Annotated in this window: 21 protein-coding genes and 1 pseudogene; 19 read left to right on the forward strand and 3 right to left on the reverse strand. The window is 69.3% G+C overall.

Annotation, left to right across the window (positions count from 1 at the left end):
• The first annotated feature begins 14 nt into the window (after window positions 1-14).
• The 15 genes and pseudogenes from RM609_RS22715 to RM609_RS22785 all read left to right on the forward strand — a co-directional run bounded on the left by RM609_RS22715 (window position 15) and on the right by RM609_RS22785 (window position 12,294).
• Window positions 15-1,580 carry a phage tail family protein gene (locus RM609_RS22715; RefSeq protein ID WP_311613361.1) on the forward strand — a complete coding sequence of 522 codons (1,566 nt, stop codon included), beginning with the start codon at window positions 15-17 and terminating at the stop codon, window positions 1,578-1,580.
• Window positions 1,475-2,770, forward strand: coding sequence for a siphovirus ReqiPepy6 Gp37-like family protein (locus tag RM609_RS22720; RefSeq protein ID WP_311613362.1), 1,296 nt, complete (start codon window positions 1,475-1,477; stop codon window positions 2,768-2,770). Before RM609_RS22715 ends, RM609_RS22720 begins: the two co-directional genes overlap by 106 nt.
• A 13-nt stretch (window positions 2,771-2,783) precedes the next feature.
• Window positions 2,784-3,746 carry a hypothetical protein gene (locus RM609_RS22725; protein WP_311613363.1) on the forward strand — a complete coding sequence of 321 codons (963 nt, stop codon included), beginning with the start codon at window positions 2,784-2,786 and terminating at the stop codon, window positions 3,744-3,746.
• 102 nt (window positions 3,747-3,848) lie between these two features.
• Window positions 3,849-4,697 carry a peptidoglycan-binding protein gene (locus tag RM609_RS22730; RefSeq protein WP_311613364.1) on the forward strand — a complete coding sequence of 283 codons (849 nt, stop codon included), beginning with the start codon at window positions 3,849-3,851 and terminating at the stop codon, window positions 4,695-4,697.
• A 125-nt stretch (window positions 4,698-4,822) separates the two neighbouring features.
• A pseudogene (locus RM609_RS22735) lies at window positions 4,823-5,188 on the forward strand (DNA cytosine methyltransferase); the annotation flags it as partial.
• A 645-nt stretch (window positions 5,189-5,833) separates the two neighbouring features.
• Window positions 5,834-6,010: a hypothetical protein gene (locus RM609_RS22740; RefSeq protein WP_311613483.1), complete on the forward strand. Its 177-nt coding sequence runs from the start codon at window positions 5,834-5,836 to the stop codon at window positions 6,008-6,010.
• Window positions 6,011-6,033: 23 nt separating this feature from the next.
• Window positions 6,034-6,282 carry a hypothetical protein gene (locus RM609_RS22745; RefSeq protein ID WP_311613365.1) on the forward strand — a complete coding sequence of 83 codons (249 nt, stop codon included), beginning with the start codon at window positions 6,034-6,036 and terminating at the stop codon, window positions 6,280-6,282.
• Entirely contained in the window at window positions 6,279-6,536 is a 258-nt protein-coding gene (locus RM609_RS22750; RefSeq protein WP_311613366.1) for a hypothetical protein, read from the forward strand. Before RM609_RS22745 ends, RM609_RS22750 begins: the two co-directional genes overlap by 4 nt.
• 134 nt (window positions 6,537-6,670) lie before the next feature.
• A complete protein-coding gene (locus RM609_RS22755) occupies window positions 6,671-7,882 on the forward strand; it encodes a helix-turn-helix domain-containing protein (RefSeq protein WP_311613476.1) in 1,212 nt (403 codons plus the stop codon).
• A gap of 93 nt (window positions 7,883-7,975) precedes the next feature.
• The gene (locus RM609_RS22760; RefSeq protein ID WP_311613367.1) at window positions 7,976-8,443 is read left to right on the forward strand and encodes a serine integrase family protein; all 468 of its coding nucleotides are present in this window, start codon (window positions 7,976-7,978) and stop codon (window positions 8,441-8,443) included.
• 424 nt (window positions 8,444-8,867) lie between these two features.
• Window positions 8,868-9,083, forward strand: a complete 216-nt coding sequence (locus tag RM609_RS22765; RefSeq protein WP_311613368.1) for a hypothetical protein — start codon at window positions 8,868-8,870, stop codon at window positions 9,081-9,083.
• A complete protein-coding gene (locus RM609_RS22770) occupies window positions 9,077-9,658 on the forward strand; it encodes a DUF7848 domain-containing protein (protein WP_438828505.1) in 582 nt (193 codons plus the stop codon). Before RM609_RS22765 ends, RM609_RS22770 begins: the two co-directional genes overlap by 7 nt.
• Window positions 9,659-9,838: 180 nt before the next feature.
• Window positions 9,839-10,000 (forward strand): hypothetical protein, encoded by a 162-nt coding sequence (locus RM609_RS22775; RefSeq protein WP_311613370.1) that lies wholly within the window; start codon window positions 9,839-9,841, stop codon window positions 9,998-10,000.
• A gap of 66 nt (window positions 10,001-10,066) precedes the next feature.
• Window positions 10,067-11,641: an asparagine synthetase B family protein gene (locus RM609_RS22780; protein ID WP_311613371.1), complete on the forward strand. Its 1,575-nt coding sequence runs from the start codon at window positions 10,067-10,069 to the stop codon at window positions 11,639-11,641.
• Window positions 11,642-11,742: 101 nt separating this feature from the next.
• On the forward strand, window positions 11,743-12,294 hold the full coding sequence (locus RM609_RS22785) for a GNAT family N-acetyltransferase (RefSeq protein ID WP_311613372.1): 552 nt from the start codon (window positions 11,743-11,745) through the stop codon (window positions 12,292-12,294).
• 111 nt (window positions 12,295-12,405) lie between these two features.
• Here the strand turns inward: RM609_RS22785 and RM609_RS22790 are convergent, their stop codons facing one another.
• Window positions 12,406-12,663 carry a GntR family transcriptional regulator gene (locus RM609_RS22790; RefSeq protein ID WP_311613373.1) on the reverse strand — a complete coding sequence of 86 codons (258 nt, stop codon included), beginning with the start codon at window positions 12,661-12,663 and terminating at the stop codon, window positions 12,406-12,408.
• A 181-nt stretch (window positions 12,664-12,844) separates the two neighbouring features.
• Between RM609_RS22790 and RM609_RS22795 the strand changes: the two genes are divergently transcribed.
• Complete coding sequence (locus tag RM609_RS22795) at window positions 12,845-13,231, forward strand: hypothetical protein (protein WP_311613374.1); 387 nt, start codon at window positions 12,845-12,847, stop codon at window positions 13,229-13,231.
• Between the two features lie 639 nt (window positions 13,232-13,870).
• On the opposite strand, the gene RM609_RS22800 is transcribed toward RM609_RS22795, so the two are convergent.
• Window positions 13,871-14,251, reverse strand: a complete 381-nt coding sequence (locus tag RM609_RS22800) for a phage holin family protein (RefSeq protein ID WP_311613375.1) — start codon at window positions 14,249-14,251, stop codon at window positions 13,871-13,873.
• 93 nt (window positions 14,252-14,344) lie between these two features.
• On the opposite strand from RM609_RS22800, the gene RM609_RS22805 reads away from it, so the two are divergent.
• From RM609_RS22805 to RM609_RS22815, 3 genes are all read left to right on the forward strand, one after another.
• On the forward strand, window positions 14,345-14,662 hold the full coding sequence (locus tag RM609_RS22805) for a cupin domain-containing protein (protein WP_311613376.1): 318 nt from the start codon (window positions 14,345-14,347) through the stop codon (window positions 14,660-14,662).
• 219 nt (window positions 14,663-14,881) lie between these two features.
• Window positions 14,882-15,100 carry a DUF5326 family protein gene (locus tag RM609_RS22810; protein WP_311613377.1) on the forward strand — a complete coding sequence of 73 codons (219 nt, stop codon included), beginning with the start codon at window positions 14,882-14,884 and terminating at the stop codon, window positions 15,098-15,100.
• Window positions 15,101-15,527: 427 nt separating this feature from the next.
• Window positions 15,528-15,974, forward strand: coding sequence for an SsgA family sporulation/cell division regulator (locus tag RM609_RS22815; protein WP_126915073.1), 447 nt, complete (start codon window positions 15,528-15,530; stop codon window positions 15,972-15,974).
• Here the strand turns inward: RM609_RS22815 and RM609_RS22820 are convergent.
• Window positions 15,971-17,680 (reverse strand): flotillin family protein, encoded by a 1,710-nt coding sequence (locus RM609_RS22820; protein ID WP_311613378.1) that lies wholly within the window; start codon window positions 17,678-17,680, stop codon window positions 15,971-15,973. The genes RM609_RS22815 and RM609_RS22820 overlap by 4 nt on opposite strands.
• Window positions 17,681-17,685 lie beyond the last annotated feature (5 nt).

Raw genomic sequence — 17,685 nt, forward strand, 5'->3', positions numbered from 1 at the left:
AAGGGGGTTGGTGCGTGAGCTTACTGGCCGCGCTGAATTCCCCGTCCGCGGTCGTCTCCACCGGCGTCCTCCCCGGACCGGAGCACGCCGCAGCCGACGCCCCACCCCGCGTCACTCTGACCACCGGCAACGGCCAAGAGTTCCTTCTGACTGCGGACCTGTCCCACCAAGGGGCCTGCATCGCGATCCTCCCCGGCCCCACCGGCATGGACGCCCCGCCGGTCCAGGCCACCGTCACGGAGTACGCGGGGATGGACGGCGGCCGTGTGGTGAAGACCCGCGCCGCCTCCCGCCGCCTCCAACTGCCGCTCCTGCTGTGGGCGCCCACCCGCCCGGAGCTGCTGGCGCTGAAGCGGCGATTCGTCGCCGCCCTCGTCGCCGAGCGGGGCCCGTGCGTGCTGCGGGTGGCGGAGGCCGACGGCACGGCGCGCAGCATCCGCGTCCACTACACCGGCGGCATGGAAGGAGATGAGGGCAGCGACGGCGCCGGCCTGACCTACGTCCGGTACGGGCTCCAGCTCACCGCCCCCGACCCCTATTGGCACGGAGACGAGCGGGCCGAGACCTTCCGTGTGCACGGCGCGCCTGCGTTCCTCTCCCACCCCGCCGGGTCCTGGACAGTGCTGCTGTCCGACACCATGAACAACCCCTCCGCCTGGACCGGCGGGGCCGGAACGGTCCTCAAAGACCCCCGGGTTACGGACGGCCAGTACACCCGCCTTGCCGCCGGTATCCGGGCGGAGGCGACGACCGCGGTCCCCTATGACGGGACGAGCCTGTACCGGCTGACCGCTCGGGTCCGTCGCAGCAGTGCGGCTGCCGCCGACGCACAGACATCCGTGTCGGTCGGCCTGGTCGGCCTCACCACCGCCGGAGCGCCGGTGCCCGGCGGGGCCCGCTTCATCAGCGCCGCCGACCGTCCACTCGTGGACGCCGACGGGTGGGTGGACGTCATCGGCTACGCCCGGGGACGAGGCCACGGCAACGCCTCCCCGGTGGGCAGCGGGGCCCACCCAATGGAGTTTGACCCCGGGACGGTGCCCGGCGGCACGGCCACCGTGCGAGCGGTCATCCAGGCCGACGGCGCCCCGCTGGATGTCGACCACCTCACCCTGTCCCGCCTCGACCTCGCCACCACCGGTGAGCCGCACATCAGTCCGTTCTTTCCGATGCGGATCGCGCCGAGCGTCATCGGTGACGAGGGTCTGCCGGTTCAAGCCACCACCGACGTGGACGCGTGGCCGGTATGGCGGATCACTGGTCCCCTCGGCCAGCAGGACGCAGGCCAGCCCGTCATCCCCCTACGGCTGGCCAACCGCAGCACCGGCACGGAACTGACCTTGGCCTACGGCATCCCCGCCGGCCGAACGGTCGTGATCGACACCCGCCCCGGCATCAAGGCCGTCTACCTGGAGAACCCCGACGGCACCCGAGGCGAAAACCTCTGGCCCCACCTCGTCGGCCCGGCCTCCCTGTGGCAGCTCGTCCCCGGGGAGAACGTCATCTCCCTCACCGCCACCGGCGCGTCGGAAGAGTCCGCGGTCACCCTGACCTATCAGCCACGACACCTCGGAGCCTGACCCTGCGGCGCTACCGCGTCGACGTCCGCGACGCGGCCCTCCGCCGTGTCGGACAGATCGACTCCTACACCTCCCTGGACGTGATCGTCCGCCACCTCGACGTCGGCGCCTGGACCCTCGTCCTCCCCGCCGACCACCCCCACGCCCACCTGTTCGCCACCGGCGGCCACGGGGTGATGATCTGGTCCGACGACGCTACCGAACCCCTGCTGACCGGACCCCTCACCAGCATCCGCGACAACTGGTCGGCCACCGGCGGAACGCTGACCTTCTCCGGCGTCTGCGACAACGCCGCACTTGCCACCCGCCTCGCCTTCCCCGACCCCACCCGCGCCCCCGACACCGGCAACGGCCGCTACGCCGTCGACTACTGGTCGTCCGCGGGCCCGGCCGGCGACATCATCACCCGCCTCGTCGCCGCCAACGCCGGGCCGACTGCATTGCCGGGCCGACGCGTCCCGGGCCTGGACCCCGGCCCCACCACCGGCCTCGGCGCCCCCACGAAGATCTCTCTGCGCTTCGACACCCTGTTGTCCGCGATACAGACACTCGCCTCCACCGCCGGCCTGACCGTGCGGGTCACCCAGCCCGACCCCACCACTCCCCGGCTCGCCCTCCAGATCGGCACCACCCGCGACCTGCGCGGCATGATCCGCTTCTCACCCGGGCTGGGGAACCTGTCCTCTTACTCGTACCAGCTCACCGCGCCCCGCACGACGCGCGCCATCATCGCCGCCCAAGGGCAGGGCAAGGACCGCTTCTTCTGGCAATGGGACACCCCCGACGCCGAAGCCGAGTGGGCCCGGGTGGGGGAGACGTTCGTGGACCAGCGCGACACCGCCATCCCGGCGCGACTGGACGCCAGCGACGACCAGTTCCGGTCTCTGCGTACCTCGGCCGCCAACGCCCTCCAGCAGGGCGGAGCGCAAGCCGACCTGTCCCTCGCGCCGATCGACACCGAGCAGTGCCAGTACGGCCGCGACTACCGGACGGGCGACACGGTCACCGTCACCACCACCGCCGGCACTGACCTCGTGTACCCCGTGCGCGAGGTGCACCTGACGGACGCCGCGGACGCCAGCTCCGTACAGGCCACCGTCGGCACCGAGGCCGCCACCCAAACGCCGGCCCTCTACGCCCAGGTGCGGCGACTGTGGCAAGCCGTGCACCAGCTCAACACCCGCTACTGATCATGGAGTCCGCTTGGCCGAGTACTACTTTCCCTTCGACAGCGGCGCCGGCACCACCGTGACGAGCGAGCAGTGGTCGCAGATGACGTCCATGTGGCAGACCGACGGCATCCGCGCCCCGCGTACCAGCGACCCCGCCGACCCCCTCGCCACCACGGCCACCGGTCAGGACATGACCGTCAACATCGCCCCCGGTCACGCCACGGTCCAGGGCTTCCACTACTACTCCGACGCCGAACGCCACGTGGTGATCGCCGCCAACACCGGCACTCAGCCGCGCGTCGACCGGATCACCATCCGCCTGACCCGCACCGGACAGCGCATCTCCGTCGCCTACCTCCAGGGCACCCCGGCAGCCCAGCCTCAGCCCCCCGCCCTCAGCCAAGGACAGGACGGCGTCTTCGACGTCCCCCTGTGCCGGGTAACCGTGGCCCCGCAGGCCGGCGCCATCGCCCCCCGGGACATCGTTGACGAACGGATGTACGCCCTGACGCAGACGGTGTACGCCACCGCCGCCGCCCGCGCGGCGTCACCGGAACGACCGGTGCCCGGAAAGCTCGCCTACCTCCAGGCCGAAGACCGCATGGAGATCTACACCAACGGCACCTGGACGCCCTTGTCACCCGGCCCCTGGCAGCCCCTGCCCCTGCCCTCCGACGTCGCCGCGCACGGCGGCAACCCCCGATGGCGTCTGGTGAACGGCACGCTTGAGTTGAGCGGGTCCGTGGAGCGCAAGGACGGCAAGGACTTCAACGTCGCGGACAGCTGGCTGTTGGCCGTCCTGCCACCCGAGGCGCGGCCGAAGTACATGCGGTCCTTCATCTGTGCCACCAGCTTCAACGCGGTCAAGAACTCCAGCATCCGCATCGACGTCACGTCCGGCACCGACCCCTACCCGGGCCAGCTACAGGCCCAGGTGCAGTCACCGGTGAAGTGGATCTATTTGGACAGCATCAGGTTCGCCATCGACGCCTGAATCACCGCCCGGCCGTCGTGAATGGCCGCCACCACCTTTATTCCTCCACGCCCCGCGCCATCCCGGCCGGGGCCTCTTCATGCCCCAACAGGAGCCATTTGTATGACCGTTGCACTTGATGTGATCAATACAGCCCGCGAGGAAGTCGGGTACCACGAAGGCCGCGAAGACGGCGACTGGAACAACATCCAGAAGTACGCGCCGGCCGTGCCCGGACTTGAGTGGGCCCAGGGCGAAGCCTGGTGCCACACGTTCGTGAGCTGGTGCTTCCAGGAGGCCGGAGCCGTCGACCTCGCCCCTGTCACGGCCTCCTGCTGGGAGGGGGTCCAGTGGTTCCAGGACCGCGACCGCTACACCGACTACCCCGTCATCGGCGGCATCGTCTACTTCGGCGCAGGCGGCGGCTCCCACACAGGCATCGTCGTCGCGTACACGGACGACGAAATCACCACCGTGGAAGGCAACACGAACTCGAACGGGTCTGCTGAGGGCGACGGCGTTTACCTGAAGACCCGCCCCCGCCACAGCTCTTACATCCACGGGTACGGCATCCCGGACTACCCCGAAGGCGTCGTCCTGGCCGACCCGGAATGGCGGGGTCGGTCCGGCATTACGTTCTTCGGCCACGAGGCCAGTACGGACGACATCCCGGCCGGCGACGAAGGGGCCGATCACGGGCGGGACCGCGGGAACAGTGGGTTCGAGCCGTTCCCCGGCGAGGCTTGGTTCCGGGATGCGCCCAACTCGCCGATCATCACGGCCATGGGCCGACGCCTGGTCGAGGAGGGCTGCTCCGCCTACCGCGAGGGCCCCGGGCCGCAGTGGACGTCCGCCGACCGTGAGAGCTTCCGGAAGTGGCAGCGCAAGATCGGCGACGCGCCGCACGAGTGCGACGGCTGGCCCGGCCCCCTCCAGTGGGCCGCGCTGAAGGTCCCGCGCACTACCGCGTGACCACCGGCGTTCTGACCCAGCCCCTTCCCGGCTCCCCGCGCCGAAACTGGGGCCCCGCGGAGACGGAGGCTGACGGGCAGGCGTTGCGGATCGGCTCCCTGTGCTCCGGATACGGCGGCCTCGACATGGCCGTGCAGGCCGTATTCGGCGGCACCGTCACGTGGGTTGCAGACCCCGACCCGGGCCCCACCCGCATCCTCGCTCACCACTACCCCGACGTTCCCAACCTCGGCGACATCACGGCTACTGACTGGACCGGTGCCGAACCGGTCGACGTGCTCACAGGCGGCTACCCCTGCCAGCCCTTCAGCACTGCCGGCCAGCGGAAAGGAGTGAATGATCCCCGGCACATCTGGCCCCACATCGCCGCCGCCCTTGGCGTTCTACGACCCCGACTCGGGGTCTTTGAAAACGTCGCAGCTCACGTTGGCATGGGCTTCGGCGACGTCCTCGCCGATCTTGCCCGCATCGGGTTCGATGCGGAGTGGACTTGTCTACGTGCGTCCGACGTGGGCGCCCCCCACCAGAGAAACCGCCTCTTCCTCCTCACCTGGCCGACCGACCCAGGCCACCCGCCACGGCACGGCCACAGGTCAGACCACACCCGGCCGTCTGCCCTCCGCCGGCGGCACGCTGACCGTTCCGGCTGCTCCGATCCGGCCGGGCGGACGTCAGCCACGCTGTCCGACCGCTGCCGCCCTTCTCCTGCCCACCCCATCAGCCTCCGAAGCGGCCGGGGCGGGACACCAGGGACGGGCCGGTGGCATGAACCTGCGCACCGCCGTCGACCTGCTCCCCACCCCCAGAGCGTCACCGAACGAGGACCGGCAGACGCGCCGCACCCCGTCACAGGAAGCCGGCACACACGGCCGGTCCCTGGCCGCGGAGGTCTGCACCGTGGCCGGCCCTGCCACACCGCCCCACACCAGGAACCCCACCACCACCTCGTCGGGCACACGGATCGGCAGGCGGCACGCGGCACAGATGCGCCAGACCCCGCCTCCGTGCTCGCGCCGGAAGAAATCTGGGGACCGTATGCCGGGGCCGTGGCCCGATGGGCCCCTGTCATCGGCCGTACCGCTCCCCGCCCAACCGACGCTATGGGACGACTGAACCCCGGCCTAGTGGAATGGATGATGGGCCTACCTCCAGGCCACGTCACCGCCGTTCCCGGCCTCTCCCGGGCCGCCCAGCTCAAAGCCCTGGGCAACGGCATCGTGCCGCTTCAGGCCGCGACGGCCGTCGAACACCTTGCCCAACGCGCCCGCGCCCGCGGCGCACCCATTCCCGCGCTGATCGACATCGACCCCTGACCCCAGAGAAGGAACCACGACGCGTGACCGACGCTACCCGTCGCACTATCCGCACGACCGTTCAGACCGCGATCACCCTTGCTGCGCTTCTCCCGGTGATCGTTGACGCCGCAGGTATCCCTGCGACCCTGCCGTGGGCGGCCGGCGCCCTTGCTGTCGCCGCCGGCCTTACCCGCATCATGGCCATCCCCGGGGTGCAGGCACTCCTGCCCCGATGGCTGCGCACCGAATCGGCCGTTCTGTCGGCCCCCGTGGACAAGGGGACCGTGTGACCGACCCGACCCCGTCGGATGTCGCCCTGGAACTGGAGCGGCTCCGGGGAGTCATGGAGGTGGGATTCGCGCGCGCCGATGGCGCCCTCGCCCTTCTGGTTCAGAGGGGCGACCAGACCGACCAGCGCCTGACCGACCTCGACACCCGCCTCGACGCCGTCGAACGCGGCCGATGGCCCCTGCCATCCCTCGCCGCCTTGGTCAGCATCGCCGCGGTGATCGTGTCCATCTGGCAGGCGACCACCACCCACTGAACAGCGCCCCCGGTACCGGCTTCCTGCCGGTACCGGGGGCCTTTTGCCGTTGACGCTCGGGCCATGAACTCACAGGCGTGGGCCTACCATCGGAATTGACGCCGCAGAGTTCTAGCTGACTCCCCGAGGTGACCGTGAGCAACTGGGCTGACCTGACAAACGGTAAGCGAATCAAGCACCTTCGGGGCTCTGATCTGACTCAACAGGGCCTAGCTGAGGCAGCAGGCGTATCTCTTGCCCTCGTGCAGAAGGCGGAACAGGATCGCGGCGAGCTGTCCGTCGGCTCGCTCCTCAAGCTTGCCAGCGCACTGAACACCGATGTTGGCGTGATCCTCGGGCAACAAGCCCCCCGCCGCGGCATGAACGGCAGCGATCGCGCGGCACTGCGCCAATTGTCCGATGCGGTGCATGACAGTGCCCTCGGTGAGTGGGACGGCATCGATGACCCGAGCTCGGTCGAAGAACTGGGCAGGGCTCGTGACCTCGCCTGGTCCGCCTTTTGGAAGAGCGACACCGCAGCACTTAGCAACCTTGCCTCGAAGGTGCTTATGGAGGGGCACGTCAGGTACGACAGCGCAACGGGCAGGGAACGCGAGCAGGTCGGCCTCATCCTGGCCAGCACGTACCGCGTAGCCGCATCCTGCGCTAACGGATTCGGGCAGAGGGACCTCGCGTTGAGCGCACTTACGTCGGCGAAGCTGCGCGCCCGGGAGGTAGACGACCCCATCATGATGGCGCTCCTTGAATCCACGCTGTCTTGGATCTACTTGCGCGGGGCCAAAACGCCCCGAGCGGTCGCCGTGGCGGAACGCGCCGCGCTGGCGATCGAGCCGTCCTTCAGGAAGGCGTCCCGCCCCCAACTACTTGCCTATGGGCGCCTGATGATCTCGGCGGCCGTGGCGGCATCGCGTCGGGAGGACGAGGCGGCAGCCGACGACTACATTTCGCAGGCTCACGCGGCAGCCGCCCGACTCGGCCGTGACGAGAAGCTGTACGGAACCGCATTCGGGCCGACCGCGGCGAAGACAGAGGCCGTTGGAATTCACGTGGCCCTCAAGAACTACGGGCGCGCCCTCAAGCTGGCGAACGAGAAGGACATGGCCGACATCCCCCGGCAGATGTCCACGGTTGCACGGAACAGGTACAAGCTCGACGTTGCCCTCGCCCAGTGCGCTGCTGGCCTCCACGACCAGGCGGCCAGCACCTTGATCGAGGTGGGTCTCGACGCCCCCGAGTGGGTTCGGCACCAGGCTTTGCCTGGCGTCATCGGCCAGCGCATCGCGAAGGTCTCCACGGCCAAGGTTCGCCACATCAGCGAGGTTATTGGGGTTCCCTTGATCACGTGAGTCATACGGAGCGTACGAGTCGTCACCCACGATCTAGCAGGGTCGTACGCTCCGTCACTTCAGCTCGGCCCCGCGAGCTAGCACCATGCCTGCATGGTCAGTAACCAGAGGGCCGAACGTCAGCAGCACCCGCCGTCCGCGCGCCGGACGGAAGGCGACCGCCAACGACGGCGCACACTGGCAGACACGGCAGCCGGCCTTACGGCGAAGGTCAAACGCTTCCGGTGCGTCATCTACCTCTCGGGTGTCGAGGGTGTCGACGTCGACCTACATCGTCAGGGGTGCCAGGAAACCGCCGAGGTCCTCGGATGGGACGTTGCCGCGGTGATCGTGGAGAACGATCGTCGCGCCGTCCCGCCGTGGGAGCGCGAAGGGTTGACCTCCGCCCTTGGCCTCCTCCGCCGCGGTGAAGCCGGCGCGATCCTGACCGCCTGGCGTTCGATGATCTCGCCGTCGATTGACGAGTACAAGCGGACCCTCCGTGAGATCGACGAGGACGGCGGGTTCGTGTACGCGAAGCGGCTCACCGGCCCCGGGGAAACGAACGGGGCGACACCGTGACCCCTGGACCGAGCAGGGCACGGGCCGCCCTCGTCCGCGTCGCTACCCGCGGTGCTGACGGCGTCCTTGTGGTGCGTAGAGACATGGGGGAGCCGACGGACGGCCCGAAGGTGATCTCTCTGCCGCACTCGTCAGGCCCGCCCGTGACCACTGTTGGCAAGGAAGTGGATGAGTGCACGGAGTGCGCCCGCTTGATCGCTGATCGAGAGGCGGCGCATCGTGGCCAGAGGTAGACCACGCGCCATCAGGGACACGGCCGCCGGGTGCCACACCTGCGGTGAGATCCGCGCTGTTCAGCACGAGGCCGCCCTTCAAGGGGACGTGGCCAAGATCCAGATGGCCACTGCCGTTCGCACCTACCACGAGAGGCAGGTGCACCATGGGTGAGGAGCGTCCCACGTTTGTGGTGTCCCGGAGCGGGACCGTGAAGTGGTCCCCGAAGATCGGCGACTTGGTGACCGACACGTCGCGCGACCGCGTAGGTAAGGTCGTCGGCTCGGACGGCGACACCGTCAGCATTGCTCCGCTGGACGGCGGGGAGACGTGGCGCACCACCACCTACCGCCCCGCTAACGGGAACGACCGACTCAGAGCCCGCGTCGCACTGATCAATCGAGAGCGCCGGGGGCACCTGTGGTAACCCGCGCCAGAATCCGGCATGTCCAGTACAAGATCACTACGCGCCCCACCACCGTGACGTATGGCGCTGACTGCCTCGGCTGCGCATGGAAGATCAAGGGGCAAGGGTCGGCTGAGCCCATGCACGAGGCGTGCGTGGAGCATGGCGGCGGCAAGTCCGGGCACGTGCAGTTCCGCATCCGTGCCCAGGGCATTTCCTACGTGCTTCGCCAGCCCCCGGGCGCCCGCGAGTGGCCGAAGCCGCTGAAGGTTGAGGTTCCCTCGGACGCCAGTGACCGGAACGACCTCGGCGTCGGTCGCCACGATCCCGTGGTGACGGACAGCAACGCGCACCAAGCCGCCCACACGATCACCGTGCATCCGGAGACGGTGACGTACAGCGCGGACTGCCTGGGCTGCGCGTGGAAGGTCAGGGGCGAGGAGGCGCCTGAACCCGTGCAGGATGCCTGCATGGCGCACGCCGCCCGGGACTGGCACATGGAGTTCCGCACGGTCGGGGAGGGCTTCGCCTATGTGCTCTCGAACGGCAGCGATGTCCCCAAGGAAGCCGCCCAGGACAGGGCCAGGAACACCTAGAGCCGCCTGCCCCTCCACCGGATGCCGGGCGACGCCGATGCGTCCGCCTGGTGAAGGGGCGGGCTCCAAGACGCCCGTCCGGCCGATCCTGGGGAGTTTCGGCCGGGCGGGTGCACCACCCGCACCACCGCACGACGGTATGGGGACGTTCCCCGTACCGCATCGCGTAGGAGGAGCACAGTGGACGAATTCCTGCCCCCGCCGAAGCGGGTGCGACACGCCGAAAAGCTCTTCACGACCAAGGTGCAGCGGCGGGTCCAGTCACCGGCCGAGACCCACGAGTACAAGAAGGAATCCGGCTCGTCCGACGGCGCCATGACCTACGACACCACCAAGGTGTGACCACCACACCCTGATCACCCCGGGGCACGGCCCGCGCGGTCGTGCCCCGGACCATCTGGAGGCATCGTGATCAAGCTGCGTCTTACCCCCTACGCCGCCGACACCGGCTGGTCCTGGAACGGGAGCAGGTACACCACCGCCGACCTTTCCAGCGAGGTCACCCCCTACGCCCACCCCATGGTGGAACAGCTCGCTGTCAGCGACGGCCACCGCACCCTGCTCGTCGTCCGGGAGAGGGTGGCGGGCCGTCCCCCCTGCACCCCCGCGCCCCGCGCTGTCAGCCCCAGCGAGTACGACACGTTACGGTGCCTGACCGAGCAGTGGCCGACGGACTACGTGCTGGTGGAGACCACGCCGCAGGAGCCGGTACGGGTCACGGCCGGCGCGTGCCGGACGACACCGCTCTACCTGGCTCACGACGACACCAGCCTTCACGGGTCCTGGGACATGGCCGACCTGCGAGCCCACATCACCGGACTGAACTCCCGCGAGGTGGCGCGGCTGCTGATCTACCGGCCGCGCTACAGCAGCGACACCCCGTTCCGCGGAATCCACCGGCTCACCGAACGGGCCACCGCCCACTACGGCGGCCACCTCGTTCTGCGCTACCCCGCGCCCGCCCTGCACAGCGGACCACGCGAACTTGCCCCGGACGCCGACGTCCTGGCCGCCTTCGTCGCGACCATGGACGACGCCATGGACTTGCGCCCGCTGGACCCCGCCAAGACCGTCTTCCACCTGACGGGGGGATTCGACTCCGGCACGCTGGCGACCCGAGCCGCCGAACGCTTCCCCGGACAACTGAACACGTCAGCGCTCCTGATCGGCGGCCCCGGTCGCGCCCAGCAGATTCGCCGGCGCAAGGAGATGCGCGCCGCTGTTCCCTTCGCCGCCCGGGACGACCTGATCGACGCCATGAGGGACACCCCCCTCCATCCCGACTGTGATCGGGTCCGCGGTGCCCTCATCAGTCCCTACGAGGAGCCGCTTCACTACCCGTTCACCCGCATGACCAAGATCCTGGCCGCGGCCGGCGCCCACACCGTGGTCACCGGACTCTGCGGGGACGAAATGGTGGCCCTGTCGCAGGAGGAGTACCCGCACAAGGCCATGGGCGACCTTAAGGACGTCCACCTTCTCCCGTGGATCGGCGAGCACGCGGCGGCGGCCCTGGAGTTCTCGGATGATGGAATCGCCCCGCCGGCCGTCGTCAACTCCATGAGCCTTCTATCTCTGGAGACCACTGCCCCGGTTCTCCTGCGCGAAGGAATCTGGCCCGTACACCCGTTCGCCGACCCCGACATGGTCCAGCTCGGCGAGTGGCTACCGATGGACTGGCGCGAACTCAAACAGCTCCAACGGCGCCGACTCACCGCACTGGGACTCAGCGAAGACGTCACCCATCCCGCGGAGCGCGAGTCCTTCGCGGAAGTCGTCCAGCACGCCCTGAAGACCCACGGCCGGCCCCTCTTCGCCCGCATGCTGCACGAGGGATCGCCGCTCTTCGACCACGGACTCGTCAAGCCCGACGGCCTCCGAAAGGCCGTGCGCCGTCTCAGCGAGGGGACGTATCGAGAGGACGGTGACGCGCAGCTTCTCCAGGTCATCGACCTCCACCTCGCCACCCGCGCGTACCTGTAATCCCCACGGGGGTTCCGCTGTCCTCCCGGACCGGAACCCCCCGCACGCAGCCCCTGACCGTGGGAGGCTGCCACAGCCCCTCGACGATGCGGAGGTCACAGATGTTCGCCATGCGCCCGGCCACGGCCGCCGACATTCCCGGAGTCGCGGCCATGATCCGGTCCCGCTCCACGTGGCTGGAAGGCCGCGATATGCCCTCCTGGCGTGAGAGCGCCGACAACTTGGCCGCCCAGGCCGAGAACTCCCACGGCGGCATGTGGGTGCTGGAGGAGGACGCCTCCCGGATCGTCGGCTGCACCACCGTGCAGGACCAGACCCCGCCCTGGGGATGGACGCCCGAAGAGCTCGCTGAGCCCGCCCACTACCTCTTCACCACGGTGACCGATCCGGCCTACCGTGATCAAAAGCCCGGAACCCTGATCGCCCTGTGGGCAGTGGACCACGCTGCCCGCGAGGGCAAGGAGTGGGTCCGGCGCGGCTGCATGTTCCCGGGGCTGGTCCGCTACTACGAGACCCAAGGGTTCACCCTGCTGCACGAGGTGCAGCGCACCCGCAACCGCGTCTACCTCATGGCACGCCGCGCCGAACGACTGCCCGATCTGAGCGCCCTGTTCAGCGGCCATGAGGCCAGCACGCCCACCGGCCGCCCCTGACCCAGCGGACCCGGCCACTAAGCCGCGCCCGTTGCATTTCCGCTGATCCCGTCCGCGCCCGCAAGGCGTGCGCGGACGCGGTCTTCGCCATACCCACCGAGGGCTGACGGATCACCCCTCGCCGTCGTCGGCGCGCTTAACGAACGTGCCCTTGCCCCACTCGGTCTCGACAAGCCCGCGTTCCCGAAGCTCACGCAGCGCACGGCGGGCAGTCATCCGCGCCACTCCAAAGCGCTCGGTCAGTTCCGGTTCGGACGGAAGCTTGGCGCCCGGCCCGTACTTGCCCGCCTCGATCTCTGCGAGGAGCGCATCAAGCACCCGCATGTAAGGGGCGCGCGGGCTGTGGGGATCACTTGGACGCTCAGGCATAGGCAGAGCGTAGACAAACCGGCCATTGTTCGAACACTTAGACAGGTAGACAGCGCATAACGGTGGACAGGTTAGACAAGTAGGAATAGCGTCCCCCTGAAAACGAAAAGCGCCCCGAAGGACCGTTGCGACCGGTCCGACGGGGCTTAGCCGACCAGCTATGTAGGAGCTGACCAACTCAATGCGCGATCCTATCGCCCGCGCCTTCCAATGGGTGCTTCGATTCCTGCTGCCCACCGCCGGGAAACACCGGGCCGTCGGCGGCAGGGCCACCAGGACCACCGCCTCGCCCGTGCTCGCGAAGGGCGCCCCGCCCCTGCCGCCGAGCCGTCCTGTCATCTGCGCTCCCCGGACCCCCATCCCTGTCCACGTCCTCGCCAGGACCATGCCCATCCCGCCGGGCACCCGCCCGCTCGTCCCGCTCTACATGCAGCATTGGCAAAAGGAGCTGGAGAAGCGGGAGCGACAGCGGCGACGATGCGTGGCCCTCGTGCCCGGCGCCATGGGCTATGACTACGAGTACACCTACGACGGAGCCCACGCGTACGCGGCGGTGGTGACCGCATGAACTACGACGAACTGTTCCCCGAGGTCCCAGCGAATCGCCCGGCTCACTGCTGCAACTGCAATAGAGAGACAGTGGCCCCGGTGACCATCGCCTACATCCCGAGCGCAAGTGGACCCGGGTACGCCCGAGTTGCGTGCCCCGACTGCGCCCCGAGGATCGCGCCCATGGGTGCCCACAGGTCCACGCTGATCTGATCGCAGGGCAGGAATCCGCCCCGTCCGGCCGTCGGCCGGACGGGGCTCTGTCTTGTTCGCCCACAAGCCGGGGGCAGTTGAGTTCGAGGGGCCGTCGCCCCGTCCGTCCGCTGGCGCCCGGCCATCATGCAGTGGAGGCCGGATAGCAGGACGCCCCCCGGCTCGGACGTGCGGAGCGGGGGGCGAAGCGGGCCCTCCCCGTGGGGAGAATCTGGGGAGAACGGGGGAGCGTTTGGGGGGCGCGAGCCCCCAAAACACAGCGATGCGGGAAACGCTCTGAAACGCATAAAGATGCAGGTCAGAGGCCCTAAGAGCGGCATCTTCCCAGGTCAGTCAGGGGGAGCTAGGTTCTTGAGGGGGGAGGCTCGAGCCGTCCTCCTGTCGTGGCCCCGACGGGTCGGCCGAGGCGCCGGTGCGGGGCCCGGCGCCGGCGGCTCGCAGCGGTTCAGTCGTTCTCGTCGGGCAGGATGATGTGCATCGCCCAGGCCACGATCGAGATGATCACGCCGCCGACCAGCGCGGACCAGAAGCCGTCCACATGGAAGGCAAGGTCGAGCTTGTCCGCCAGCCAGGAGGTCAGCAGCAGCATCAGGGCGTTGATCACCAGGGTGATCAGGCCGAGGGTCAGGATGAAGAGCGGGAACGACAGCAGCTTCACGACCGGCTTGACGATGAAGTTGACCGCGCCGAAGACGAGCGCGACGAGGAAGAGCGTGACCACCTTGCGAGCGGTGTTCTCGCCGGACAGCGTGATTCCCTTGAGCAGCCAGATGGCCACCGCCAGGGCCGCCGCGTTGGCGATCGTCTTGACTACGAAATTCTTCATGGTGAGATCGTTGCAGACGGGCGCGGCCGACGGGGATGCGCGCGAGGACCACGACCGGCCCGGCAGGGCCGGGCGGCGAGGAATGGACGGCGGATGAAGGCGTTCCGGCTGGACGAGCTGGAAGTGGAGCGCGCTGCCAACGACGGCGCGTATTTGCAGTTCCTGCGGGAGCGGAACATGTCCGTGGGGCTCTACGCGCTGGACGCCGGTGCCGCCGATCCCCAGGGGCCGCACGCTCAGGACGAGGTCTATGTGGTGGTGAGCGGCCGGGCGTCGATCACGGTGGGCACGGAGACCACCACCGTCGGGCGCGGCAGCGTGGTCTATGTACCGGCCGGGACGCCCCACAAGTTCCACCACATCAGTGAGGATCTCCGGGTTCTCGTCGTCTTCTCTCCACCGGAGAGCTGACCCCCGCCCCCGGAATCCCGTAGGGGGCCGTTCAGGGGTCTACGGGGGCTGTCGGGCCCCCGTCGGGCCCCTCCCCGGGCCTAGCATCGAGAACAGGCCGGGGCATTCCGCTCCGGGCGGCCGGTGAATCACGGCGGGGCATTCAATCCCGCCGACGCGGCGGCCATGACGTGACAACAGCGTGTGAATCCACGCTTGAAGCGGAGATCAGGAGTCGAGATGGCTGAGAAGGGGATATTCGCGGGACTGCCCTGGTGGGTGACCTGGGTCGCGGTGCCGGTTCTCGTGCTGGTGGTGTTCGGCAGCCTGATCATGAGCCTGCTCGGCTTTGTCATCGGCCTGCTCTTCAAGGCGCTGCTGCTGGTGGCGCTGGTCGCCGGCCTGGTCTTCGTCGTCAAGAAGTTCACGTCGTCCTCCTCGTCGAAGGGCGACTGGTAGGAGCCGGCCGTCCCGGGCGAGGGGGACGCCCGGGCAGCGCCCACCGGTCGGGCGACGTCGCCCACGCCACCTTCCGGTGCCCGCTGGTCAACTCAACGAAGCGGAAGGCGAGGAGTTATCTCTCCCGTCAACATTCCTCCGTCAACGTGAACGCCCCGGGCGCCGCCCCTACGGTAATCCGTGCGCCCTAGGGCCACTTTGGCCAGTTCTCGGCCGGTCCGTGCCAGCAAATCCCCCGTTACGACTCCGCCCCGTAGTCGAGTCGCTACGCTCCAGAGTCGGCGAGCTCGTATGCTCACCCTCGGTCTCCATGGGTAACTGGAAAATCACTCCTTGTGATCCACCGGGCGTTCTTGTCAGACTATGGCGTCATTGGGGCCATCAGGCTTCAATCCCTGCCAAACCGACGAAGACGGGGCATTGGGCGATGCGCGACACAGTTCAGGCAGAAGTGGTCATGACCTTCCTCGTCTCCGAGGAGCTGTCCTTCCGGATCCCGGTGGAGCTGGGCTACGACAGCAGCGACCCCTACGCGGTGAAGTTCACCTTCCACCTCCCCGGCGACGCGCCCGTGACTTGGGCCTTCGCCAGGGAGCTGCTCCTCGACGGGCTGAGCCAGCCCTCCGGCGAGGGCGATGTGCACATCGCCCCCGCCTCCTCCCAGCATCTGTCGGACGTCTTCATCCGGCTGCAAGTGGGCGGCGAAGGCGCCCTGTTCCGGGCCGGGGCGGCGCCGCTGGTGGCCTTCCTGGACCGGACCGACCGCGTCGCCCCGCTCGGCGAGGAGCACACGGTCGCCGACTTCGACTACGAACTCGCCGCGGCGCTCGACAGCATCCTCGCCGGTAACCCCGAGGGACAGAACGCGGGTTAGCCGGCCTCGGGAGCCGGTGTGCCGCCGCCCGTCACGGGCGTATCGCCGTCCTCCTCGATCGGCACCCGCTCGGCGCGCGGTGCCGCCTCCCGACCCTGCGGAACGAATGCCGGGACCCGCGCTCGCGGCCCCCTGCCGCCGTCGGCCACCGTGTCCGCGGCCACGCCGGCCGTACCGCCGTGCGCGTCCGCGCCGGCGACCGTTCCCCCGACTGCTCCACCGGCACCACCCGCAGCACCGGACGTCCCGGCGCCGCCGATCAGGCCACCGTTCCCCACCGTGCCCGCGCTCGCGCTCGTACCCGCTCCGTCGGTCGTGCCCATGGCCGAGAGCAGCTGCCGGGCGAGCCCCAGACCCGTACCTCCCATCGTCAGCGCCTTGGCGAACAGGTCGGACATGCCGTCCGCCCCGTTCAGCAGCACCATGTGATCCACATTTCCGAACGCCTGAGCGCCCGCCTGGACGATCTCGGGCCACTTCTCGGCGAGTTGCTGTGCGACCACCGCGTCCTGGTTCTCCGCGAGGGCCGTCGCCCGGGCCTTGAGGGCCTCGGCCTCGGCGAGCCCCTGGGCCCTGGCCGCCTCGGCCGCCGCCAGACCCTTGGCCTGCGCGGCAGCGGCCTCGGCCTCACCGGTGGCACGGGTCGCCGCGGCGGCGGCGTCACCGCGCGTCCTGGTGGCCTCGGCCTCGGCACCCGCCGCCGTCTTCACACGCGTCGCCTCGGCCGCCGCGGCGAGCTCCGTCTCCTTGGCCTTCGCCTCGGCCGCCGAGATCCGGGCGTCGCGCTCGGCCTCCGCCAGCGTCCGCTTCTCGTACGCCGTCGCGTCCGCGGGCTTGCGGACGTCGGCCTGGAGCTGCTGCTCCCGGCGCATGGCGTCCAGCTCCGCGACCCGGGTCTCCTGGACGACGACCTCCTGGCGCGCGGCGGCCTCCGCCAGCGGGCCGGCCTGCCGTGCCTTGGCGGCGGCGCTGTCCCGCTCGGCCTGATAGCCGGCCTGAAGGATCTCGCTGTCGCGCTGGGCCTCCGACATCCGTGCCGCGGCCTGCTGCTCCGCCTCGGTGGCCAGCCGGTCCGCCTCCGCCTGGGCGATCCGGGCGTCCCGGCGCACGGCGGCGGCGTGCGGCGCGGAGAGGTTCTGGATGTAACCCGAGGGGTCCTGGATCTCATGGATCTGGAGGGAGTCGATGATCAGACCCAGCTTCTCCATCTCCGTGCCCGAGGCGGCCCGGGTCTCACCCGTCAGCCGCTCCCGGTCGCGGATCATGTCCTCCACGGTCAACCCGCCGACGATCGACCGCAGATGACCGGCGAAGACGTTGTGCACCCGCTCGGGCATGTGTTTCTGCTGGTCGAGGAAGCGGCGGGCGGCGTTGGCGATCGAGACGAAGTCATCGCCCACCTTGAAGATCACTACGCCGTGCACCTTCAGTGGAATGCCCTGCTTGGTGACGCAATCCACGTTGAGATCCGCCTCGTTGAGGTCGAGGGACAACTTGCGCACCGCCTGTACCCCCGGCAGCACGAACGTCCCCCGCCCCGTGACTATCCGGAACCCAAGCCCGTCCCCCAAGCCCTCCGTACGGTGCTTGGAACCGGAGATGATCAGGGCCTCGTTGGGCTCCGCGACCCGCCACATGAGCTTGAACAGCCCGACCAGAATGATGACCGCGACGAGGACCGCCCCCGCCACGACGCCGACGACCATGCGTC

The organism is Streptomyces hesseae (assembly GCF_031845785.1).
Classification (GTDB): Bacteria; Actinomycetota; Actinomycetes; order Streptomycetales; family Streptomycetaceae; genus Streptomyces; species Streptomyces hesseae.

Coding starts and splice junctions, on each gene's coding strand:
- RM609_RS22785 (WP_311613372.1), top strand. CDS start 11,743: ATGTTCGCCATGCGCCCGGCCACGGCCGCCGACATTCCCGGAGTCGCG.
- RM609_RS22730 (WP_311613364.1), top strand. CDS start 3,849: ATGACCGTTGCACTTGATGTGATCAATACAGCCCGCGAGGAAGTCGGG.
- RM609_RS22740 (WP_311613483.1), top strand. CDS start 5,834: ATGGGCCTACCTCCAGGCCACGTCACCGCCGTTCCCGGCCTCTCCCGG.
- RM609_RS22820 (WP_311613378.1), bottom strand. CDS start 17,680: ATGGTCGTCGGCGTCGTGGCGGGGGCGGTCCTCGTCGCGGTCATCATT.
- RM609_RS22800 (WP_311613375.1), bottom strand. CDS start 14,251: ATGAAGAATTTCGTAGTCAAGACGATCGCCAACGCGGCGGCCCTGGCG.
- RM609_RS22815 (WP_126915073.1), top strand. CDS start 15,528: ATGCGCGACACAGTTCAGGCAGAAGTGGTCATGACCTTCCTCGTCTCC.
- RM609_RS22795 (WP_311613374.1), top strand. CDS start 12,845: ATGCGCGATCCTATCGCCCGCGCCTTCCAATGGGTGCTTCGATTCCTG.
- RM609_RS22810 (WP_311613377.1), top strand. CDS start 14,882: ATGGCTGAGAAGGGGATATTCGCGGGACTGCCCTGGTGGGTGACCTGG.
- RM609_RS22805 (WP_311613376.1), top strand. CDS start 14,345: ATGAAGGCGTTCCGGCTGGACGAGCTGGAAGTGGAGCGCGCTGCCAAC.
- RM609_RS22760 (WP_311613367.1), top strand. CDS start 7,976: ATGGTCAGTAACCAGAGGGCCGAACGTCAGCAGCACCCGCCGTCCGCG.
- RM609_RS22790 (WP_311613373.1), bottom strand. CDS start 12,663: ATGCCTGAGCGTCCAAGTGATCCCCACAGCCCGCGCGCCCCTTACATG.